Here is an 11,900-nt window from a genome sequence, read left to right as displayed (position 1 = left end):
AAGGACTCCCATGAGCGGTTTCGTCGTCCGGCCCGAGCCGGCCCGGGTCGAGGGCCTGACCCATCTGCACACCGGCAAGGTCCGCGACCTGTACACCACCGGGTCCGGCGAGCTGGTGATGGTGGCCAGCGACCGGCTCTCCGCGTTCGACTGGGTGCTGCCCACCGAGATCCCGGGCAAGGGCCGGCTGCTGACGCAGCTGTCCCTGTGGTGGTTCGACCGGGTCGCCGACCTGGTCCCCAACCACGTGGTGTCGGACGTGCCGCCGCAGGGCGCGCCCGCCGACTGGGCCGGGCGGACCCTGGTGTGCCGCAGGTTGGACATGGTGCCGGTGGAGTGCGTGGCCCGCGGCTACCTGACCGGTTCCGGCCTCGCCGAGTACCGGGTGGACGGCACCGTGTGCGGGGTGCCGCTGCCGGAGGGCCTGGTCGACGGCTCGGAGCTGGCCGAGCCGGTCTTCACCCCGGCCACCAAGGCCGAGGTGGGCGACCACGACGAGAACGTGTCGTTCGAGACGGTCGCGGCCCGGCACGGCGCCGAGCTGGCCGGCGCGCTGCGCGACCTCACCCTGCGCGTGTACACGCGCGGCCGCGAGGTGGCGCGCGAGCGCGGCGTGCTGCTGGCCGACACCAAGTTCGAGTTCGGCCGGGACGCCGACGGCGCGCTGGTGCTGGCCGACGAGGTGTTCACCCCGGACTCGTCCCGGTACTGGCCCGCGGACGAGTGGGCGCCGGGCGGTCCGCAGCCGTCCTTCGACAAGCAGGTGGTCCGCGACTGGCTGACCTCTGCGGAGTCGGGCTGGGACCGCGCCGCGGACGCCCCGCCGCCGGAGCTCCCCGAGTCGGTGGTGGAGCACACGCTCGGCCGCTACACGGAGATCTTCCGTCGGCTCACCGGATCCGAACCGAAGCTTTGATACGGCGCGGGCGAGTGATTCCGGGCACGCTGGTCTCGGAATGGTCGCCTGAAGCGCGTATGGTGGTGGGGTCGTATGCGGCACCTGTCCGGTGTCCGGCCATGCATACGGCCTCCCCACACCTACCCTGGTCTTTTCCGTTGGACGAGTACCTCTTTGGCCGTTTCACGGGACTCTCTGCCCGATCTGCGGGTATACCACGTTCTGGACCGGTCCGGGCCGGAGGGTGCTATAGAGTCATCGCGAACACACCGGTTCGCTGGCCGTGCAGGTCACACACGAGTTCGTCGAACGTTCCAGGGGAAACCCGCGTCTAAAACGCACATAGGCGAAACCCGACGAGGGTGACCTTTTTTCACATCTGCCTCACAAAGGAGCACATGAGCATGGGCCAGGAGGTTCGTTACCGCGTCCGCGGCGGACGCCCCCTCAGTGGTACGGCGTTCATCCAGGGCGCGAAGAACGCCGTCCTGCCGATGATCGGAGCCGCTCTCCTTGCGGCCAAGGGTCGTACGGTGCTGCGCAACGTCCCCGTCATCGAGGATGTCTACCGCTCCCTCGAACTCGCCGAGCACATCGGCGCCAAGGTCGAGTTCCACGAGGCGGAGCGAACCGTGGTCATCGACGCCTCCGGGCTCAACGACCCCGAGCGGGCCGTTCTCCCGGCCGAGATCGCCTCGCGCTTCCGCGGCTCGGTGCTCTTCGTCCCGGCGCTGATGCACCGCACCGGCCGCGCCCGCATCGAGGGCGTCGGCGGGTGCAACCTGGGCAGCCGCAACCTGGACTTCCACTACCGGGGCTTCGCGCGCCTGGGCGCCGAGGTCACCGAGGACCCCGAGCGCAACCACATCAACGTCGAGGCCTCCAACCTCCGCGGCGGTCGTCTGTACCTGGACACCCCGTCCCACACCGGCACCGAGAACCTCATCATGGCCGCGGTCCTGGCCCCCGGCACCACGGTGATCGAGCACGCCGCGCTGGAGCCCGAGGTCCTGGACGTCATCGCGTTCCTCACCGCCATGGGCGCCAAGATCACCGGCGGCGGCACCGGCCTCATCACGGTCGAGGGCGTCGAGGAGCTCACCGCGGTCGAGCACACGATCATGTCGGACCGCATCGACGCGGGCGTGTTCGCGATGACCGTCGCGGCCACCGGCGGCGAGGTCAGCCTGGTCGGGGCCAACCTGGACCACCTGGGCGTGGCCCGCTGGAAGCTCGAGCAGATGGGCGTCGAGTTCTCCCAGGAGGGCGCGGTCCTGCACGTGACCCGCGACCCGTCCGTGCCGCTGCGCCCGATCAACGCGGTCACCTCGCCGTTCCCGGGCTTCGCCACCGACCTGCAGTCGCCGCTCATGGCCCTGGCCACCCTGGCCGAGGGTGAGAGCTACATCCACGAGGCGATCTACGACGGCCGTTTCGCGCTGGCCGACGAGCTCAACAAGATGGGCGCCAAGATCGAGGTCGAGGGCACCCGCGCCATCGTGCACGGACCGACCCACCTGCGCGGCACCGAGGTGATCGCCCACGACCTGCGCACCGGCGCGGCCCTGGTTCTCGCCGGACTGGTCGCCGAAGGTGAGACAATCGTTGCGCCTGGTTATCTGGTGGACCGCGGTCACGCTCAGTTCGCGACGCGACTCGCCGCGCTAGGTGCCGACGTGGAGCGCGTCGTCGTCTCGTAGCGGGTCGAAAGCGCAGTTCAAGCCGGGGTGGGAGCCCGTCTCCCACCCGGGCTTTCGGCGTTGATATGGAAAACGATCTTCTTTGGCCCCGCACAATGGGTACGATCTCGGCAATCATGCCGTGACAGAGATCGGGTCGGGAAACCAGTGGGCGCACATAGTGAAGAGCGTGGAATGGTAGCGGGGAGCAACCCGAGGTGAGTGCCCAGCGTACTGGCGATTTGACGATCGGCGTCATAGGGCCCCATGAGGTGGTCGAACGGGTCATGCTCATGGGTCCTGGGTCCACGGGACCCCTCAACGCCAGACTCATCGCCGCCGCATACCGAGATGAGCAAGAGGCGACGGACAAGGTCGTCAGGCTGGGTTCGGCGATCGACGCGTACCTGTTCGCCAGCCCGGTTCCCTACGAGTTCGCGCGAAAGGCCGGCGTGCTGACGATGCCCGCCACCTACGTGCCGCTCGGGGGCGCCAGCCTGCACGAGGCCCTGCTCCGTGCCACCCTGGACGAGCGCTACGACCCGACCAGAGCCAGTCTGGACGTGCTCAGCCGCGCCGACGTCGTCGAGGCCTACTCCGAGGTCGACCTCCCCGTGGACGGCATCCACGTCCACGAGGAACTGACCAACACCGCCCAGCTCACCTCGTTCCACGAGGGCCTGTGGCGGCGCAAGGCCACCAAGATGGCGATCACCTGCGTGCGCGGGGTCGCCGAGCGGCTGGAGGCGATCGGCGTCCCGGTGATCCGGCTGCGGCCGACCAACGCCGGGGTGCGCAGCGCGCTGCAGACGGCCGGCCTGCTGGGCGCCCACCACCGGCTGGAGGAGGCGCAGCTGGGCGTGGTCGTGGTCGACGTGCCGACGCTGCGGGACTCCTCGCGGCGGTCCACGCCCCGCTACTGGCGGGAGGAGCTACGGCTGTCGCTGCACCGGCTGCTGCTCCAGGAGGCCCACCGGATCAACGCCACGGCGCACCGTCTGGACGATCATTCGTTCATGATCACCGCGACCCGGGGGTCGCTCGTCACGGCGACCGAGGGGTTCCGGCAGCCGCCGTTCGTGGAACGCATCAAGGCGGAGCTCGGGATCGCCATCGAGGTGGGCATCGGCATGGGACGCACCACCCAGGACGCCGAGGCGCACGCCCGTGCGGCCCTGAACCGCGCTCAGGCGTCCCGTCAGAGCTTCGCGGTGGACCGGGAGGGTCGTTCCCTGGTCCCGGCCCAGCGCGCGCCCTCACGGCAGTCCTCCGAACCGCTGCGCACCAAGGGCCGTGAGACTCTGATTCGGCTTTCGGAGAAGATCGCGGAAGAGGACGGCCCCCTCGTCGTCGACGCGGAGAACGCCGGCCGGATGCTCGGCGTCACCTCCCGGACCGCGCGCCGGCTCCTGCGCACCCTCGTGGAGGAGGGGCTCGCCTGGCCCCTGCCCCCCAACCGCACACTCCAGCCGGGGCGCCCCCGCCAGCTGTACCGGCTCATCGTGGAGAAGCTCGACAAGGACGCGGCCGGCAAGTAGCCGCACCGCGGCCCGCACCCCCGTATCGGGGCGCCTTCCCCCCTGGGAGGCGCCCCTCCCGTTCTCCCGCGCCCCGCCGGGGACGCCCTTCGGGAACGGCCGGGGCGCCGCCCGCAGCGGACGACGCCCCGAGGTTCGCACGCCTCAGCGGCGCTTCGGGTACTCGCGGGCGACGCCGAGGAAGACGTCGTTCTCCTCCGGGGTGCCCAGGCTGACGCGGGCGCCCTCGCCCTCGAAGGGGCGCACGGAGACACCGGCCTTCGCGCACTCGGCGGCGAAGTCCAGGGTGTCCCCGTCCAGGCGCAGCCACACGAAGTTGGCCTCGGTGGGCGGCACGGTCCACCCGGCGTCCAGCAGGGCCCCGCGCACGCGCTCGCGCTCGGCGACGGTGGCGTCCACCCGCTCCAGCAGCTCGCCCTCGGCCTCCAGGGAGGCGATGCCCGCGGCCTGTGCCAGGTGGTTGACCGCGAACGGCACCAGGGTCTTGCGGACGGCGGCGACCACCGGCGGGTGGCCGACCAGGAAGCCCAGGCGCACCGCGGCCAGGCCGTAGGCCTTGGAGAAGGTGCGCAGGACGGCCACGTTGGGCCGGTCGCGGTACAGGGAGACGCCGTCGGGCACCTGCGGGTCGCGCACGTACTCGCGGTAGGCCTCGTCGAGGATCACCAGCACGTGCTCGGGGACCCGGTCCAGGAAGGCGGTCAGCTCCGCCTCGCGCACGGTGGTGCCGGTGGGGTTGTTGGGGTTGCAGACCAGCACCATGCGGGTGTTCTCGGTGACGGCGTCGAGGATCGCGTCGAGGTCGTGGGTCTCCTCGCGCAGAGGCACGCGCACCGATGTCACCCCCGCCAGCTCGGCGAGCAGCGGGTAGGCCTCGAAGGAGCGCCAGGCGTAGACGACCTCGGCGCCCGGCTCGCCGACGGCCTCCAGCAGCTGCTGGAGCAGGCCGACCGAGCCCGCGCCCAGTCCGATGTGGTCCTCGGGGACGTCCAGGCGGCGGGCCAGCGCCGCGGTCAGCTCGGCCGCGCCCGGGTCGGGGTAGCGGTTGAGGTCCCCGGCGGCGCGGGCGATCGCCTCGCGCACCGACGGGAGCGGTCCGTACGGGCTCTCGTTGGAGGACAGCTTGATGGATCGCCCGTCGGGCCCGATGACCTTCCTGCCCGGCTTGTAGGCGGGGATGCTCCCCAGCACCGACCGCAGATATGGCGATTTCGACTCCGACACCATTGTCCTTCCTCAATACTTTGTGCTAGCCCCGCGCCACGCTCAGCGATCCCGTGTGCGGGTCGGCCACCGCTCCCAGCGGAAATATCGCACAATTGAGGAGACAACACCATGCGCTCGCGTCCGGAACCCGCCACGACGGTTCAGATCGCCGCTGGTCAGAGCCGCTCACGTGACAGCGGCCGACAGGCCGTCCGATCATGGGGCGTCTTCGCGTGCCTGCCCCTGGTCCTCGCTCTGGGCGCCTGCGGCGGCCCCACCGAGGAGGGCACCGGTGACCAGGCCGAGGCCGCCGCGCTGCTGCACGACGCCCAGCTCGTCTCGTTCGAGGGTGCCGAGATCATGCCCGAGGGCAGCGAGGCCGGCGTCTACTCCGAGCTGGTCACCGTGCAGTACAGCGAGCAGGTGCGGGCCTCCACCGAGCTCGACAAGCCCGACTGCCTGGACGCAGCCAACCGGTGGGCCGACGCCGAGGCGGTGCAGGCCGCACCGGCCTCCCTGACCTCCTACGAGTGGGACCGGGGCTCGCTCACCCACCTCCTGGTCCGGCTGGACGAGGAGGGGGCGGCCGCGGCGATCGCCTCGCGGCCGCCCGCCGACTGCGACACCTACACCGCCACCTACGAGGACGGCACCTCCTCCGGCTACGAGGTGCGCGACCTCGCGGAACTGCCGACGCTGGGCGACGAGTCGCGCGGCTTCGCCGTGGACGTGGACACCGACGGCGAGCGCAACCACATGTACAGCGTCATGTACCGCAACGGCGACCTGGTCGGCACCACCTCGATCATGGGCCCGGGGGCCCTGGAGGACTACGAGGAGATGCTGGTGGAGTTCACCCGCGCCTCCGTGGACCGCCAGCAGGAGAAGCTCGGTTAGCGGGTCACGCCCCGCCGCGGCCGCCGGCCACCTCCGCCTCCAGGTCCTCGCTCGGCCAGGCGTCGGAGCGCCCCGAGGGGTTCTCCAGCGCCTTGCCCAGGCTCGCGGCCTCCCTGGCCTCGTCCCGGCGCCGGGCGTCCAGCCGCGCCGCCCGGCGCGGGCCGGGCAGCCTGCGCGGCGGCCCCTGGAGCTCGCGATCGGACACCGCGCCGAAGGACGCCACGGACGTACCGCTCCCCCGGTCCACCACGGCCGCGCGCACGGCGGTGCGCCGCCGCCCGCCGATGCGCACCGCGAAGACCACGTCCACGCGGGTGCCGTGCCGCAGCCCGTCGTAGCGCAGGAAGCGGTGGCAGCCGTGGCGCCAGGTGTCGAGCGGCTCGGTGTCGAGCAGCAGCGGCCTGTTGGTGCGCCACACGTCGCTGCGGCGGAGCCTGCGCCAGACCGCGCGCTCGGAGACCTCCCGCAGCTCGCAGGGCTCGCGGTGCCGCAGCCGGGCGGCGGTCCCGCGGAGTTCGGGGCTGAGCGCGGCCAGCAGGAGCAGCTCTGCGCCCAGCACGGCGGCGTGCGCCGGGCCCGCGCCCAGGACCGCCTGCCAGGCGGTGGGTTCCAGGCCCAGGGTGAGCAGGGCCGCGACCGACAGCAGCCCGGCCCGGGTCAGGGTGCGCCACCCGATGGGCGCCCGGCTGAGCCCGCCGAAGCACCCGCAGCCCGCCTCCGGGTCGCGGCGGCGGACCAGCAGCAGCACCGCGACGGACGCGGCGAACACCAGGGCGGTGAGCAGCCGGACCGCCTCTCCGGGCACCCCGGAGAGCAGGACCAGCCCCGCGGCCAGTGCGGCCTCCAGCAGCCCGGTGCCGAGCACCGCGGGGCGGCGCAGGCGCGCGGGCAGCAGGACCGAAAGCCCCGAGGACGCGTCCCGGGAGCCGAGCTTGGTGAGCGCGCCGAACAGCAGCAGTACCGCCAGGAGCGGCAGCTGGACCTCTCTCAGCGCCTGGAGGATCTCCGCCGACATGTCACACCTCTCCGTCGTGGACCGTGACGGTCGCGTTGAAGCAGCCGTCCTCCAGCCGCCCGCCCAGGGCGACGAAGGAGGTCATGGTGAGGGAGGCCAGGCGTCCGGCCCCCTGGCCGCCGCAGGTGGGGCACAGGTCGCACACCCAGCTGTCGGCGGCGGCGCAGTCGATGACGGGCAGGGCGGCGGCCTCGCGGGTGCAGTCGTTGCGCAGGCCCACCACGGCCCCGGTGGACAGCAGCGGCAGGGGCACGCAGGAGGTGCGCCGGTCGCAGTCCCGGGTGTGGCCGGCCCGGTCGATCGCCGGGTAGGCCAGGCCGGTGGCGTGGGCGCGCGGGTCCAGGTGCGAAGCGCGCCCCCAGGCGGGGTCGTACCAGGTGGCGATGCCGTTCAGGGTGGCGGAGAACTCGCCGGTGGGCGGGCGCCGGGGCGTCGCGGCCAGCGGGTAGGGCGGCTGGGTGGTGGCCGGGCGCACCGCCCAGACCGCTCCGTCGCGCCAGACACCGACGGCGTCGAACAGGTACCCGGGTTCCAGGCGCGGGTGGCGCACGGAGATGCGGCCCGAGGAGCGGTAGGGGATGACCACGGTGAGGCGGGGGCGGCCGTGCCCGGTGTCGATCTCCAGGGTGTCGTCGTGGTGGTCGGTGATCACGCCGGTGGCGCGGGCCGCCTGCGCCCAGACGCGTTCGGCGACCAGGCGCCCGTCGTGCGAGCAGCGGACGACGGCGTCGTCGCCCGGCCGCAGTTCGGTGGGCCGGACCTCGCCGCCGCGCCAGAACGAGGTGACGCGTTCGTAGAGGAAGCGCTCCTCCCCCGCGGGTGTGGCCAGGCAGAGCATGTAGGACGTGGCGTCGACGACGACGCCGCGGGCCACCCGGCCGCCGAGCGGTGTGGGCTCGGGAGCGGTGTCGGGGCCCAGGAGCGCCGCGGTGAACCGTGCGCGATCTCGGTGTTTGTCCGTCATCACTGACATGTCGTTCGCATCCCCCTGTCGCCCGACTCGTCCTACAGTGCCCATTCTCCGGATGACGGGGCCGAGTCACGGCTCACACGCCGGAACCCGGCGGTTCATGTCGACCGCATGTCCCGTTCATTGCCAAGAGCGACGAATCGGACGCCTTGTGTGACCAAAGAAGAACTCCACGTCAACCGCCCCACAAGTATGGGCACCGCGTGCGATCTTCCGGGTGCAGGCTGTGGCCGCAGGGCCGCAGCGGACCCATGGAACGAGAGAGAGCCCCGAAGATGCACACGAGCCTCCGTGCCGCCACCGTCGCCGTCGCCGTCCCGCTGCTCCTGGTCGGCCTGTCCTCCCCCGCCTCCGCGGCCGAGCTCGCCCCCGTCGCCGCCGCCGTCGACCACCTGGTGGCGGCGACCGCCGACCAGCTCGCCCTGAGCGGGACCCTGGCCTCCCTGGGCCTGTAGCCCCGGGGGCGGGCGCGGCGGGGACGCGGAGGCGGCCCCGCCGCGCCGTTTGTCAGCGCGTGGCACCCAGGTTCCCGGGAGTTTGCGCTCACTGTGTGAGAGTTGTGCCCACAGGCCGATGCCGAGCGAGGCGAAGGGCGGTGGACACGTGGCAGGCACCAAGCAGACCCCCCGGTACGAGGAGTTCAGCAGCTACGTGGCCGAACGCGGCCCCGCCCTGCTGCGCATGGCCCGCTCCATCACCGGCAGCCACAACGATGCCGAGGACCTGCTCCAGGCCGCCCTGGTCAAGACCTTCCTGTCCTGGGACCGCATCAGCGACCCGCGCGCCCGCGACGGGTACGTGCGCCGGGCCATGGTCAACGCCCGGATCTCCGAGTGGCGCCGCAGCAGGCTGGACGTGTACCCCACCGACGAGATCCCCGAGCAGCGGGTGGACGACCCCACCTGGCGCAGCGACCTCGCCGACGTGGTGCGCCGGTCCATCGACAAACTGCCCGACCGCCAGCGCACCACCGTCATCCTCCGCTACTACGAGGACCTCACCGAGGTCCAGATCGCCGAGCGCATGGGCGTCACCCTCGGCACCGTCAAGAGCACCCTCTCGCGTGCCGTGCACCGGCTGCGCAGGGACGCCGACCTCATCATCGAACGCACCACCGGCTGACGCCCGGGACGCTCACCCGCGCTCCCGCGCCGCACCGCCGAGGAAGAGCGCGCTGACGAGCACGCCCACCAGGACGAGCGCCGCGTTCACCCCGATGGCCCAGGTCAGACCGCCGAGCGTCGCGGCGGCGCCGGTGCCGACCATCGCGGAGGCGGCCACGGCGCTCATGATCGGCGTGCCCATGGTGATGCCGATCTGCTGGGTCATGGTGGCCAGCCCGGTGGCCAGCCCCTGCTCGCCGTCGGGCAGCCCGGAGGTGGCGGTGACCATGAACCCGACGATGACCAGCATGTTGCCCACCCCGCCCACGAAGGTCGCGGCCAGGAGCAGGGGCATGCTCCCCTGGTCGGTCCCCAGGAACAGCAGGGCGAAGGTCGCCGCGCTCTGCACCGCTCCGCCGGTGAGCAGTGCGGCCCTGGCGGAGGCCGCGCCGATGACGCGCGGGGCGAGGACGCCGCCCAGGACGGTGCCCGCGCCCAGGACCGCGAAGGACAGGCCCGCCGCCAGCGGGCTGAAGCCCAGCACGTTCTGCAGGTAGAGGGTGAGCAGGAAGACCAGCGAGGTCTCGGTGAGGAACGCTATGAACCCGGCGATGTTGCCCCAGGCCACCGTGCGGCGGCGCAGGATGCGGATCGGCACCAGCGGGGACCGGGCCTTGGACTCCACCAGGGCGAACAGGGCCAGCAGTACCGCGCCGGCCGCCAGGGACCCCCAGGTGAGCGGCGCGGACCAGCCCGCCTCGCCGGCCTGCGAGAAGCCGTGGACCACGGCGAGCAGGCCGAGGGTGACCAGCACGGCGCCCGGGGCGTCGAGCCGGGGCCGCCGCTCCGGCAGGGACTCCCCGATCACGATCGGGGCGACGACCAGCACCACCAGGGCCACCGGGACGTTGACGAAGAACGCCCACCGCCACGACAGCAGGTCGGCGAGCAGGCCGCCCAGGACCGCGCCGGTGGTGAACCCCGCCGACATCAGCGCCCCGTTGAGGCCCAGCGCCCGCTCCCGCAGCGGCCCCTCCGGGAAGGAGGTGGTGAGCAGGGACAGGCCCGCCGGGGTGACCGCGGCGGTGGCCAGGCCCTGGAAGACGCGGGCGGCGATCAGCACCTCGGGGGTGGTGGCGAACCCGCCGGCCAGGGAGGACAGGCCCAGGACGGCGAGGCCGCCCAGGAAGAGGCGCCGGCGCCCGAACAGGTCCGCGATCCGGCCGAAGAGCAGGGTGAAGCCCGCCGCGCACAGCGCGAACGCGGTGGCGATCCACTGGAGGTTCGCGAGCGTGAAGCCCAGTCCGTCGCCGATGACGGGCAGCGCGACGTTGAGAATGGAGAAGTCGACGGCCAGCATGAACTGCGCCGACAGCAGGAGTACCAGGATGACGGTCATGCGCGGTGTCAGCCGCGCCGGTGCGGCCGCTGGCGCGGACGCGCCGGTGTTCACGGACATGGGATCCCTCCTCGGGTTCGCAGCAACCCTCGTCCGCGTGCGGCGGCGGAGCCAGGACACCGCCGTGGGCAGTCCCCGCCAGGGTGGTCACGACGTGACCACCCTGGGGACGCCGCGGGCGGAAGAAGCCCCGGCGGCGGGGGGTTCGGAATGAGCGACCGCGCAGAAACGTCGGAGAGGACGACCATGGCCCCCCGCGCATCCGAACTCGGTGACTTCCTCCGGACCCGCCGCGCCGCGCTGCGGCCCGAGGACGTGGGCCTGACCCCCTACGGCGCACGCCGCCGGGTGCCCGGCCTGCGGCGGGAGGAGCTGTGCCTGCTCGCGGGGGTGAGCGTCACCCACTACACGCGGCTGGAGCAGGGGCGCGGCACCCGGGTGTCGCGCGAGGTCCTGACCGCGATCGCGCGGGCCCTGCGCCTGGACGAGGACGAGACCTCGCACCTGATGGACCTGGCCGCGCCCGCCCGGCGGCCCGCGCAGCCCCGGCCCGAGCACGCCGGGGACTCGGCTCGGCAGCTGATCAACGCGATGGCGCAGGTCCCGGCGCTGATCCTGGACCGCCGCAACGACGTCCTGGCCTGGAACGGGCTCGGCCACGCCCTGCTGGGAGGGCACCTGGACCCCGGGGACCCGGACCTGCCCGCGCACCGCCCCAACCTCACCCGGATGCTGTTCCTGGAGGAGCACATGCGCGACCTCTACGGGGAGCACTGGCCGGAGGAGGCGACGCTGGCGGTGGCCTCGCTGCGGCTGACCGCGGGACGCAACCCCGACGACCGCAGGCTCGCCGAACTGGTCGGCCGGCTCGCCGTGCAGAGCGAGGAGTTCGCCGAGCGCTGGGCCCGGCACCCGGTGCGGACCTGCACGTCGGGGACCAAGCGGATGGACCACCCGGTGGCGGGCCGCCTGGAGCTGGCCTTCGAGACCCTCCAGATCCCCAAGAGCCCCGGACAGCGGCTCATCGCCTACAGCGCGACGCCGGGCAGCCCCTCGGAGCGGGCACTGCGCGACCTGCTGCCGCAGGGCCGCCCGGACGCCGCGGAGCGGCCGCGCGCCGTCCTCTCCGCCGTGTCCGCCCGGGGGTGAGGCGGACCACTCCCCGCCCCTCCACGGATTCGTTTTGCACAGCGGC

The 11,900-nt window shown here is 72.7% G+C and carries 11 protein-coding genes; 7 read left to right on the top strand and 4 right to left on the bottom strand.

Going from position 1 to position 11,900, the window contains the following annotated elements:
- Window positions 1–10 precede the first annotated feature (10 nt).
- The 3 genes from ACFVNO_RS11875 (at window position 11) to ACFVNO_RS11865 (ending at window position 4,115) form a co-directional block, all read left to right on the top strand.
- Entirely contained in the window at window positions 11–916 is a 906-nt protein-coding gene (locus tag ACFVNO_RS11875; protein WP_355263257.1) for a phosphoribosylaminoimidazolesuccinocarboxamide synthase, read from the top strand.
- A 386-nt stretch (window positions 917–1,302) separates the two neighbouring features.
- Window positions 1,303–2,598, top strand: a complete 1,296-nt coding sequence (gene murA / locus ACFVNO_RS11870; protein ID WP_355263511.1) for a UDP-N-acetylglucosamine 1-carboxyvinyltransferase — start codon at window positions 1,303–1,305, stop codon at window positions 2,596–2,598.
- 266 nt (window positions 2,599–2,864) lie between these two features.
- Window positions 2,865–4,115, top strand: coding sequence for a transcriptional regulator (locus ACFVNO_RS11865; RefSeq protein WP_245833275.1), 1,251 nt, complete (start codon window positions 2,865–2,867; stop codon window positions 4,113–4,115).
- A 144-nt stretch (window positions 4,116–4,259) separates the two neighbouring features.
- Here ACFVNO_RS11865 and hisC read toward each other — a convergent pair whose 3' ends face one another.
- The gene (hisC, locus tag ACFVNO_RS11860; RefSeq protein WP_220563859.1) at window positions 4,260–5,342 is read right to left on the bottom strand and encodes a histidinol-phosphate transaminase; all 1,083 of its coding nucleotides are present in this window, start codon (window positions 5,340–5,342) and stop codon (window positions 4,260–4,262) included.
- Between the two features lie 108 nt (window positions 5,343–5,450).
- On the opposite strand from hisC, the gene ACFVNO_RS11855 reads away from it, so the two are divergent.
- On the top strand, window positions 5,451–6,218 hold the full coding sequence (locus ACFVNO_RS11855; RefSeq protein WP_355263253.1) for a hypothetical protein: 768 nt from the start codon (window positions 5,451–5,453) through the stop codon (window positions 6,216–6,218).
- A gap of 4 nt (window positions 6,219–6,222) precedes the next feature.
- Here the strand turns inward: ACFVNO_RS11855 and ACFVNO_RS11850 are convergent, their stop codons facing one another.
- Window positions 6,223–7,233 carry a MauE/DoxX family redox-associated membrane protein gene (locus tag ACFVNO_RS11850; protein ID WP_378891840.1) on the bottom strand — a complete coding sequence of 337 codons (1,011 nt, stop codon included), beginning with the start codon at window positions 7,231–7,233 and terminating at the stop codon, window positions 6,223–6,225.
- A 1-nt stretch (window position 7,234) separates the two neighbouring features.
- Window positions 7,235–8,206 carry a hypothetical protein gene (locus ACFVNO_RS11845; protein WP_378891837.1) on the bottom strand — a complete coding sequence of 324 codons (972 nt, stop codon included), beginning with the start codon at window positions 8,204–8,206 and terminating at the stop codon, window positions 7,235–7,237.
- Between the two features lie 272 nt (window positions 8,207–8,478).
- Between ACFVNO_RS11845 and ACFVNO_RS11840 the strand changes: the two genes are divergently transcribed.
- Complete coding sequence (locus tag ACFVNO_RS11840) at window positions 8,479–8,658, top strand: hypothetical protein (RefSeq protein WP_220563861.1); 180 nt, start codon at window positions 8,479–8,481, stop codon at window positions 8,656–8,658.
- Window positions 8,659–8,806: 148 nt separating this feature from the next.
- Complete coding sequence (locus ACFVNO_RS11835; protein ID WP_355263244.1) at window positions 8,807–9,325, top strand: SigE family RNA polymerase sigma factor; 519 nt, start codon at window positions 8,807–8,809, stop codon at window positions 9,323–9,325.
- Between the two features lie 12 nt (window positions 9,326–9,337).
- Here the strand turns inward: ACFVNO_RS11835 and ACFVNO_RS11830 are convergent, their stop codons facing one another.
- Window positions 9,338–10,765 (bottom strand): MFS transporter, encoded by a 1,428-nt coding sequence (locus ACFVNO_RS11830; protein WP_378891833.1) that lies wholly within the window; start codon window positions 10,763–10,765, stop codon window positions 9,338–9,340.
- Window positions 10,766–10,951: 186 nt separating this feature from the next.
- Between ACFVNO_RS11830 and ACFVNO_RS11825 the strand changes: the two genes are divergently transcribed.
- Window positions 10,952–11,854 (top strand): helix-turn-helix transcriptional regulator, encoded by a 903-nt coding sequence (locus ACFVNO_RS11825; RefSeq protein ID WP_378891830.1) that lies wholly within the window; start codon window positions 10,952–10,954, stop codon window positions 11,852–11,854.
- The last annotated feature ends 46 nt before the right edge of the window (window positions 11,855–11,900 follow it).

The sequence above is a fragment of the Nocardiopsis sp. NPDC057823 genome (assembly GCF_042797335.1).
Lineage (GTDB): Bacteria > Actinomycetota > Actinomycetes > Streptosporangiales > Streptosporangiaceae > Nocardiopsis > Nocardiopsis changdeensis.
Note: the sequence above shows the minus strand (reverse complement) of the source record. Positions and strands in the feature narration are given on the sequence as shown.

Bases quoted from the DNA above. Each gene is read 5' to 3' on its own strand.
- hisC (WP_220563859.1), bottom strand. From the start codon at position 5,342: ATGGTGTCGGAGTCGAAATCGCCATATCTGCGGTCGGTGCTGGGGAGC.
- ACFVNO_RS11840 (WP_220563861.1), top strand. From the start codon at position 8,479: ATGCACACGAGCCTCCGTGCCGCCACCGTCGCCGTCGCCGTCCCGCTG.
- ACFVNO_RS11855 (WP_355263253.1), top strand. From the start codon at position 5,451: ATGCGCTCGCGTCCGGAACCCGCCACGACGGTTCAGATCGCCGCTGGT.
- ACFVNO_RS11845 (WP_378891837.1), bottom strand. From the start codon at position 8,206: ATGTCAGTGATGACGGACAAACACCGAGATCGCGCACGGTTCACCGCG.
- ACFVNO_RS11865 (WP_245833275.1), top strand. From the start codon at position 2,865: ATGCTCATGGGTCCTGGGTCCACGGGACCCCTCAACGCCAGACTCATC.
- ACFVNO_RS11875 (WP_355263257.1), top strand. From the start codon at position 11: ATGAGCGGTTTCGTCGTCCGGCCCGAGCCGGCCCGGGTCGAGGGCCTG.
- ACFVNO_RS11830 (WP_378891833.1), bottom strand. From the start codon at position 10,765: ATGTCCGTGAACACCGGCGCGTCCGCGCCAGCGGCCGCACCGGCGCGG.
- ACFVNO_RS11850 (WP_378891840.1), bottom strand. From the start codon at position 7,233: ATGTCGGCGGAGATCCTCCAGGCGCTGAGAGAGGTCCAGCTGCCGCTC.
- ACFVNO_RS11825 (WP_378891830.1), top strand. From the start codon at position 10,952: ATGGCCCCCCGCGCATCCGAACTCGGTGACTTCCTCCGGACCCGCCGC.
- murA (WP_355263511.1), top strand. From the start codon at position 1,303: ATGGGCCAGGAGGTTCGTTACCGCGTCCGCGGCGGACGCCCCCTCAGT.